We start from the raw sequence: 8,250 nt of genomic DNA on the forward strand, positions 1-8,250 counted from the left end.
CATAGGCAAGCGCATCATACCCGTTGTGATTGCGGCGGGCTCTGGTCGACGGGCGCCACGATAAAAGCTAGTAATCTTGCACTGAAGATGCCGTGTCACATATGTTCGGCATCCTGCACTGTCATTTCTCCGCCTCATCGCCCAGCAGACGGCTTGCGTTCTTGGCCATGTATCTCGCATCGAGGGGCGGCGAGGCAGCGTTGATCTTGCGGGCCGCCTCCAGGAGTTCCTGCGAGGCGTTCATCTTCACCTCGTCCTTAAAGAACGACATATGTCGCGCAACCTGCTCCAGCGCCTTGGCGCGGTCGGCAATCTTGACCTCGATCCCGTCCTTGGTCTGCTTGACACCTTCGTAGAGCGGGTGAGAAACGGCATCTCGGGTATCCGTGACATGTACGGTCGCAATACCCTCGCCTGCGCACTCGGGGCAGTCGGGGCTTGGCATGGCAGTGGCTATGAATCCGTAGCCACCGTCGTCGCGCGGCATGCCGGGGATGCGGCCCCCTGCGTCGATCCGGTCAGTCATCTCGGCCAGCACGGAGGCGTTGCCCTTGGCCGTGTCGAGCAGGAAGCGATCGGCGGCATCGCGGTATTCGCGGGGCGTTGTCCACTGGTACTCATGCCCGACACCGTGACAGTAGCGACAGGCGCGGCGCTCGATGCGGACCAGATCATTCACATCGCCTGTGGCCGTGTCCCAGAGGCGCTTCAGCAGGTCGGTGTGATGTATTTCCAGCTTCTCAGCGGCCTCCCGTTCCAATCGCCCGATTTCGACGCGGATCTCAGGTTTCTTCAGGAGATCATGCGCCTGCGATCCAGCAGTTTTGGGGCTGTATCCGGCACGGATCGCGGCCTGCGTTCCGTTCCAGTCGAGCACGTACTCCCGGCAGAAGCGACGCTGCGCAGGCAGAATCCCATCCCGATTACGAACGGGATTGGCGTCATCCGCCGGCGGCTTGGCACAGTCGGTTCTGGTTCCGTGTGCCTTCGATCTGGGCTGTGCTTGCTGCCTCGGGCGCATACCAAATTCATTCCCGCATCAACGATAATAGTAGGAAATTGCTATCACTTTTTTGGTGGCCGGTCGATAACAACATGCCCAGAGTGTTTCAGACCCTCTCGGTGGCGACAACGGAGACAAACATTGGCGTTTAACAACACCGACATGGGGTTTCCCAGACCGGTCAGCTCACACTTCTTCTTCCCGCACGGGTTGCAACATGGACCTGGCAATGCAGAATGATGAAAAATCAAGAGTCTGTCCGAATCTTGGGCAGGCCAAGTGAGGGCAGCCGATGGCGAGACTGACGGAACAGGAACAGCAGGAAATCATCCGCTTCATCGAGGCGGGCAAGCCCCTGCCTGACAAGTATCGTTTCCTTCTGTTCGACGACAAGCGGGAGGTCGAGCTGGTCTGGAACGGCAAGACCAACGAGGTGACGAATGTTGTCCTGCCCTTCCAGACGATTGAGCAAGTGGACGAGCCACGTGCCGAGAAGCCCGAGGATACGGGGGCGCAGCAAGACCTGTTCGCGATGGACAACCGAGGCCGTCAGCTTCAAGGCTGGACCAACAAGCTGATTTGGGGCGACAACAAGCTCATCCTGTCCTCGCTCAAGAGTGGGGCAATGCGCGAAGAGATTGAGCGCCAGGGCGGTATCAAGGTCATATACATCGACCCACCCTTTGACGTTGGCGCTGACTTTTCTATGGATATTGAAGTGGGCGGAGATACATTCACCAAAAAGCCCAATATCCTCGAAGAAATAGCCTACCGCGATACTTGGGGCAAAGGCGCAGACTCATTTATAGCCATGATATACGAGCGTCTCGCTCTAATGCGGGATTTACTGGCCGACGACGGAAGTATCTATGTTCATTGTGATTGGCGCGTGACCAGCCTGATTCGTCAGGTTCTTGATGAGTTGTTTGGCTCGGGGAACTTCCTCAATGAGATTATTTGGTCATTCAATACACGTACAATGGTTTCGGATTGGTATGCACGCAAACACAATACAATCTACTTATATCGCAAGAAATCGCCACATCTGTTCAATTTAGACAGCGTTCGAGTCCGCCACCGGGAAGAATCTATCGTACAATATGACAAAACCGATGAACAAGGGCGACGCTACAAGCAACAGTCTGGTGGCGCACGGACTTACTTAAACGAACTTGGTCAACCGTGCCCGGATGTATGGGATATTCAGATACTTGGCTCGAGAGACCCTGAGCGGACGGGTTATGCCACCCAAAAACCAGAAAAACTCATTGAGAGGATGATATTGGCTTCCTCTAATGAAGGAGACCTTGTAGCCGACTTTTTTGTCGGTTCAGGTACTACCGCAGCAGCAGCAGAAAAGCTTGGAAGAAAATGGATTGTTTCAGACCTTGGAAAGTTCGCAGTACACACTACTCGAAAGCGAATGATTGGTGTTCAGCGCGAACTTAAAGCCGCAGGCAAAGACTATCGCGCTTTCGAAATCCTGAATCTCGGCAAGTATGAACGCCAACACTATGTCGGTGTGAACCCTGACCTTCGCGAAGAACAGCGACAGCAGCAACTCGAAGCGCGGGAACGCGCTTTCCTTGACCTTATCCTAAGCGCCTACCGTTCAGAGAAAACAGATGGCTTCGCCAGCTTCCACGGCAAGCGCGCCGGGCGACTGGTCGCGATTGGCCCCGTAAACATGCCTGTGTCGCGGCTTTTCGTTGAGGAAATCATCCTCGAATGCCGCAAGAAGCGCGTCACCAAGGTCGATATCCTTGGCTTCGAGTTCGAGATGGGTCTTTTCCCAAATGTGCTGGACGAAGCCCGCGAGAAGGGCATCGACATCGCGCCGAAATACATCCCCCGCGAAGTGTTCGACAAGCGCGCCGTGGAGCGCAATCAGGTGGTCTTCCACGATGTGTCGTACATCGAGGTTCGCCCGCATTTCAAGGGCAATACCGTGGCGGTCGAGCTGACTGATTTCTCGGTCTTCTACTCGCAGGATTCCATCGCCCACGCCGAGGCGACCCTGAAAAATAAGGCAAGCAAAATTGTCGTCGAGAAGGGGCAAATCATCAAGGTCAGCAAGGACAAGGATGGCATCCTGACCCGCGAGCAACTGACCGAGACATGGACCGACTGGATTGACTATTGGTCGGTGGACTTCGACTTTGAAAGCAAGCGCGAAATCGTCCACCTCCAAAACCCCGATACCGGGGAATGGGAAGAGCAATGGACGGGCGATTACATCTTCGAAAACGAATGGCAATCCTTCCGCACCAAGAAGGACCGCTCGCTTGAACTGAAAAGCGTCTTCCACGAATGCGCGCCAGGGCGGCGCAAGATTGCCGTCAAGGTCGTGGACATCTTCGGGAACGACACCATGACGATTGTGGATGTGAATGTCGGAGGGTCGAACTGATGGCGCTTCACCCCGATTTCCCCGAGTCCCCGCACCAAATCCTCGACCCGACCATCCGCTGGTTCCCTGCGGACGAAGCATTGCGCGAAACGGGCATGGAAAAGCTTATGCCGCCCTTGGTGGCCGCATTGCGCGTCAGGGTGAAGGAGTTTCGAGATAGCGGCTATGTCGGCGCGTCCGAAACGAGCAAGAGCCTGCTAAACTGGTGGTTCAACACCACGCACCTGTTGCCACAGGCCGATGGCAACATGGCCGAGTTCCAGTATTTCTTCTCGCAGCGCGAGGCGCTGGAAACCATCATCTACCTCTACGATGTCGTGGGCGCGAAGGACAAGTACGACCTTATGCGCTTCGACAGCTCGGGCGCGGTATCGGCCAGTATGTTCGACGAGAGCTGGCGGCGCTATGTCGTGAAAATGGCGACCGGCGCGGGCAAGACTAAAGTGTTGAGCCTTGCCTTGGCGTGGGGCTATTTCCACAAGCTCTATGAGCCCGATAGCGAGCTGGCCCGGAACTTCCTGCTTATCGCGCCGAACATCATCGTGCTCGACCGCATCTACAAGGATTTCCAGGGGCTACGGCTTTTCTACGAAGACCCGATTATCCCTGACAATGGCTTCGATGGCCGGAACTGGCACGACGACTTCCAGTTGACGCTTCATCTTCAAGACGAGGTGAATGTCACGCAGCCGACCGGCAACATCTTCCTGACCAATATCCACCGCGTCTATGCGGGCGAGGACATCCCCCCGTCGCCCGAAGATGACGACACGATGGATTTCTTCCTGGGCAAGAAGCCAACAGGCGGGACCACCGACTCCAAGGTGGACCTCGGAATGATTGTCCGCGACATTGATGAGTTGATGGTGTTGAACGACGAGGCGCACCATATCCACGATGCCCGGTTGGCCTGGTTCAAGTCGATTGAGGACATCCACAATCGCCTGGTCCAGAAGGGGGCTGGCCTCTCGCTTCAAGTCGATGTGACGGCAACGCCGAAGCACAACAACGGCGCAATCTTTGTCCAGACCGTGGCCGACTATCCGCTGGTCGAGGCGATTTCCCAGAATGTGGTCAAACACCCCGTCCTGCCTGACGCGGCCAGCCGGTCGAAGCTCGCCGAGCGCCAGAGCGCAAAATACACCGAGAAATACGCCGACTATCTGGACTTGGGCGTCATTGAATGGCGACAAGCCTACGAAGAGCACCAGAAGATGGGCAAGAAGGCCGTTCTCTTCGTGATGACCGATGACACCAAGAACTGTGACGATGTGGCGGCCTATCTCGAAGGCACCTACCCAGATTTGAAGGACTCGGTTCTGGTCATTCACACGAAGGCGAACGGCGAGATTTCGGAGGCGGCCACCGGCAAGAAAAAGGAGGAGTTGGAGGAGCTTCGCAAAGAAGCTAACGATATCGACGACCCCACCAGCCCCTACAAGGCGGTGGTGTCCGTCCTGATGCTGAAAGAGGGCTGGGACGTGCGCAATGTGACAACGATTGTCGGGCTGCGCGCATATAGCGCAAAGAGCAACATCCTGCCCGAGCAGACCTTGGGTCGCGGCCTGCGCAAAATGTATCCCGGCGGCGTCGAGGAATATTTGAGCGTTGTCGGCACCGACGCTTTTATGGAGTTTGTCGAGTCCATCCAAGCCGAAGGCGTCGAGCTTGAACGCAAACCGATGGGGTCAGGCACGAAACCCAAGACGCCGATTGTCGTCGAGGTGGATAAGGAAACCCCGGACAAGGACTTGGACGCGCTAGACATCGAAATCCCCGTTCTTACGCCGCGCATTTACCGAGAATATAAGAATCTAGCCGACCTCGATGTATCTTCACTCAGCCATCAGAAGGTCATCTATCAAAGCTTCAGCGAGGAGGAGCAGCGTGAGATTGTCTTCAAGGACATCACAACCGGAGAGGTGACGCATACCACTGTGCTGGATACAGCCGGGATTGCCGATTATCGCAGCGTCATCGGCTACTTCACCAAGGCCATCATGGACGATTTGCGCTTGGTCAGCGGCTATGACGTACTCTACGGCAAGGTAAAGTCCTTTGTTCAGGACCATCTGTTCGGCGCGACCATCGATCTTGAAAGCGCCAATACGCTGCGGAACCTGTCAGAGTTGGCCGCCACGAAGACCATCTTGGAAAGCTTCAAAAAGGCCATCAATGCCCTGACAGTGAAGGACCGGGGCGACGCGGAAATCCGCGATACCATCAAGCTTCGGAACACCCGACCCTTTGTCGTGAAAGAGCAAGGCTACATCGTCCCGAAACGCAGCCTTTTCAATCGTGTAATTGGCGACAGTCATCTTGAACTTCGCTTCGCGAGCTTTCTTGAAGGCTGCTCCGGGGTTCAAGCTTACGCCAAGAATTACTTCGCGGTTCACTTCAAGATTGACTATGTGAACGCTGATGGAAGTATCTCGAACTACTACCCGGATTTCATCGTCAAGCTGAAAGATGGCCGCGTCTTCATCGTCGAAACCAAGGGCCAAGAAGACTTGGACGTGCCATTGAAAATGGAGCGCCTGCGGCAATGGTGTGAAGACACAAACGCCGCTAAATCCGAAATTGCCTTCGATTTCGTTTATGTCGATGAAGAGAGCTTCGACAAATACAAGCCCACAAGCTTTGAGCAGCTCGTGCAGAGTTTCAGGGAATACAAGTAAGGATGGCGACCTCCAGGTTATGTCCATTAGAGCGCGCGACTCCCTATTGGCATCTGTTGCGTGGAAGTATTCGATCCTCGAAACGTCCCCAGCGCCAGGGGCGAATTAGGACGTGCAGTGCATCTGCTTTGAGGGCAGCGCGCGAGCGGCGCGACGGACGATGATAACCGGACCGCTACCATGACAATGCCCAGTGTTCATGGTATGTTTACTCCAAAAGTTCGCGGGTAAACATCTGGTACGCCCGCATTTGGGAATGAAGGCGAACATCATGGCGGCAATCGAAAAAGCCGACGAAGACGAACTGGGCGTGAAGATGAGCGGATCGCCTCGGACCGGTCAAAAAGTCGAACTGGGCCGCGAGGGCGCGCTTCGTCAGATATTCGGCACCCCCGACAACATGCAAGCCGACGTCCTTCTGAGCCATTGCATAAAGGCCCTCAAAACAAACGAGGTCAGCGACGACCACCCGGGCAATGATGAGCGGATTTTCATGCTGTCCATCATCCGCGACATGGCCCCGCGCGATGCAATCGAGCGCATGCTGGCGGTGCAGATGGCCGCAACCCATGTTGCGACGATCCGGTCATCCCGATGGATGGCCCACGCGGAGAGTATCCCTCAGGTGCAGGCGCACTACACCGGCTTCAACAAGCTGGCCCGAACCTTCGTGGCCCAGGTCGAGGCGCTGCGCAAGCATCGCACGGGCGGCAAGCAAACTGTGGTGGTGCAGCGCATGGACGTGTCAGAAGGCGGGCAGGCTATCGTGGGCAATGTACAGCACGGGGGGGAGGGCCAGCGATGAAGGATGACGAGACCCCCATGAGCAAGGCCCGCGCGGCCCCCAGATGCACCGCAAAATCCAAGCGAACGGGCGAGCGATGCAAGGGGCCCGCCGTCAAAGGGTGGCGCGTTTGCCGGTTTCACGGTGCAGGCGGCGGTCACAAGTCGGGACCGTCGCATCCGTCCTGGAAGCACGGGATGCGGTCGCGGGAATGGACCGAGGTTCGGGCCGAGATCAACGCGCTCGTGCGGGAAACCAGAGAACTTGAACGCATGCTTTGCGGCGACGCGGACTGACAAGCCGGGCGCCTGAGGGGGCTGCAAAAGTCCAGAGGGTGACGAACCGTAACCGGCGGCATAGCTTTCTTCGCACTTCCGCAATTCAAACTTTTCGGAGGCCACCATGCCGAGACCGAGAACACCGACAGCCAAGGCCCGGCTGACAGGGGCTGACCGAAAAGACCCGCAACGCTACGCCGCGCGGTCTGAGCCTTCGCTATCCGGGCGCGCCCTTGGCAAGCCGCCTGCATATCTGCCCAAGACCGCCAAGACGGCATGGGCCACCTTTGCCGACGAACTGCCCTGGCTGACATATGAGGATCGAGGCGCGGTCGAGCTTGTGTGCCTGATGCGCGGTCGCATCACTGACGATCCGGCAGGCGCGACCGCCGCGCTATTCGGTCAGTATCGTCTTGCGCTGGCGGCACTGGGCGCAACGCCGGTTGATCGGTCCAAGTTGAATTGCCGCGCGCCCGATGACGAGGCCGACCCTTTCGCCCAATTCGATCCGGCGCAGGCGTATTTTTCGTGACTGATGACGATCACCTGCCACCCAACGCCCGTGGCCTACGCTGCAGGTGCAAGCTGGCCCGACCTGAGCGGCAGGAATGCGCAGGGAGCCGATCTTGCAAAATTGCAAACTTTGGTCGTCTTTCAAGGAACGCCCGGCCCTTTGCCGCCTTTCAAACGTTGCAGAATGAAGGTCTGGTTTCAGGCGCAGCGTCACGACCAGCCTCGGAATGGTTCAGCTCCCAAGGATTTGAACCGGCCGCCGCAATAAAGCCCTATCAGGGGCACCTCGATTTTTGATTATTTTCTTGGGCGGGCAACGGTGCGTTTGGCGTGAAGCGGGAGGGAAGTAGCCGTTTGGCGGTATGGCGCCCCGGGGCAATCACGGGTCGGTGCCTTTCATTCCCGGTTTCTCCAGGTTTGCGGCCTGACCTGCGCGATGGTTTGCCCGGTGTTCACGCCGGGCACGGGTTGATGCGGCGGAGCTGCACAAGGCGGCGCATGTTGTAGGCGATGTTCTTCATCCCGATCTTCGCCTTGGCGCGCGCCATGCCGATCGTGCGCACCAGCGTGCCGCCCATGTCATT

5 protein-coding genes and 1 pseudogene are annotated in these 8,250 nt (G+C 57.1%); 4 read left to right on the forward strand and 2 right to left on the reverse strand.

Translation table 11 applies throughout. From position 1 onward, the window contains the following. Nucleotides 1-121: 121 nt before the first annotated feature. Entirely contained in the window at nt 122-1,021 is a 900-nt protein-coding gene (locus ACROSR_RS15795; RefSeq protein WP_432686745.1) for a terminase small subunit, read from the reverse strand. Between the two features lie 274 nt (nt 1,022-1,295). On the opposite strand from ACROSR_RS15795, the gene ACROSR_RS15800 reads away from it, so the two are divergent. From ACROSR_RS15800 to ACROSR_RS15815, 4 genes are all read left to right on the forward strand, one after another. Continuing rightward, a complete protein-coding gene (locus ACROSR_RS15800; RefSeq protein ID WP_432686747.1) occupies nt 1,296-3,413 on the forward strand; it encodes a DNA methyltransferase in 2,118 nt (705 codons plus the stop codon). Further along, nucleotides 3,413-6,091, forward strand: a complete 2,679-nt coding sequence (locus ACROSR_RS15805; RefSeq protein WP_432686749.1) for a DEAD/DEAH box helicase — start codon at nt 3,413-3,415, stop codon at nt 6,089-6,091. The genes ACROSR_RS15800 and ACROSR_RS15805 overlap by 1 nt, the downstream gene beginning before the upstream one ends. A gap of 256 nt (nt 6,092-6,347) precedes the next feature. Further along, complete coding sequence (locus ACROSR_RS15810; RefSeq protein WP_432686751.1) at nt 6,348-6,896, forward strand: hypothetical protein; 549 nt, start codon at nt 6,348-6,350, stop codon at nt 6,894-6,896. 381 nt (nt 6,897-7,277) lie between these two features. Beyond that, a complete protein-coding gene (locus tag ACROSR_RS15815; RefSeq protein ID WP_432686753.1) occupies nt 7,278-7,685 on the forward strand; it encodes a hypothetical protein in 408 nt (135 codons plus the stop codon). A 433-nt stretch (nt 7,686-8,118) separates the two neighbouring features. On the opposite strand, the pseudogene ACROSR_RS15820 reads toward ACROSR_RS15815, so the two are convergent. Then, nucleotides 8,119-8,250: pseudogene (locus ACROSR_RS15820) on the reverse strand (IS5/IS1182 family transposase); the annotation flags it as partial.

Source organism: Roseovarius tibetensis (genome assembly GCF_050896375.1).
Classification (GTDB): Bacteria; Pseudomonadota; Alphaproteobacteria; order Rhodobacterales; family Rhodobacteraceae; genus Roseovarius; species Roseovarius tibetensis.

Bases quoted from the DNA above. Each gene is read 5' to 3' on its own strand.
- ACROSR_RS15795 (WP_432686745.1), bottom strand. From the start codon at position 1,021: ATGCGCCCGAGGCAGCAAGCACAGCCCAGATCGAAGGCACACGGAACC.
- ACROSR_RS15800 (WP_432686747.1), top strand. From the start codon at position 1,296: ATGGCGAGACTGACGGAACAGGAACAGCAGGAAATCATCCGCTTCATC.
- ACROSR_RS15805 (WP_432686749.1), top strand. From the start codon at position 3,413: ATGGCGCTTCACCCCGATTTCCCCGAGTCCCCGCACCAAATCCTCGAC.
- ACROSR_RS15810 (WP_432686751.1), top strand. From the start codon at position 6,348: ATGAAGGCGAACATCATGGCGGCAATCGAAAAAGCCGACGAAGACGAA.
- ACROSR_RS15815 (WP_432686753.1), top strand. From the start codon at position 7,278: ATGCCGAGACCGAGAACACCGACAGCCAAGGCCCGGCTGACAGGGGCT.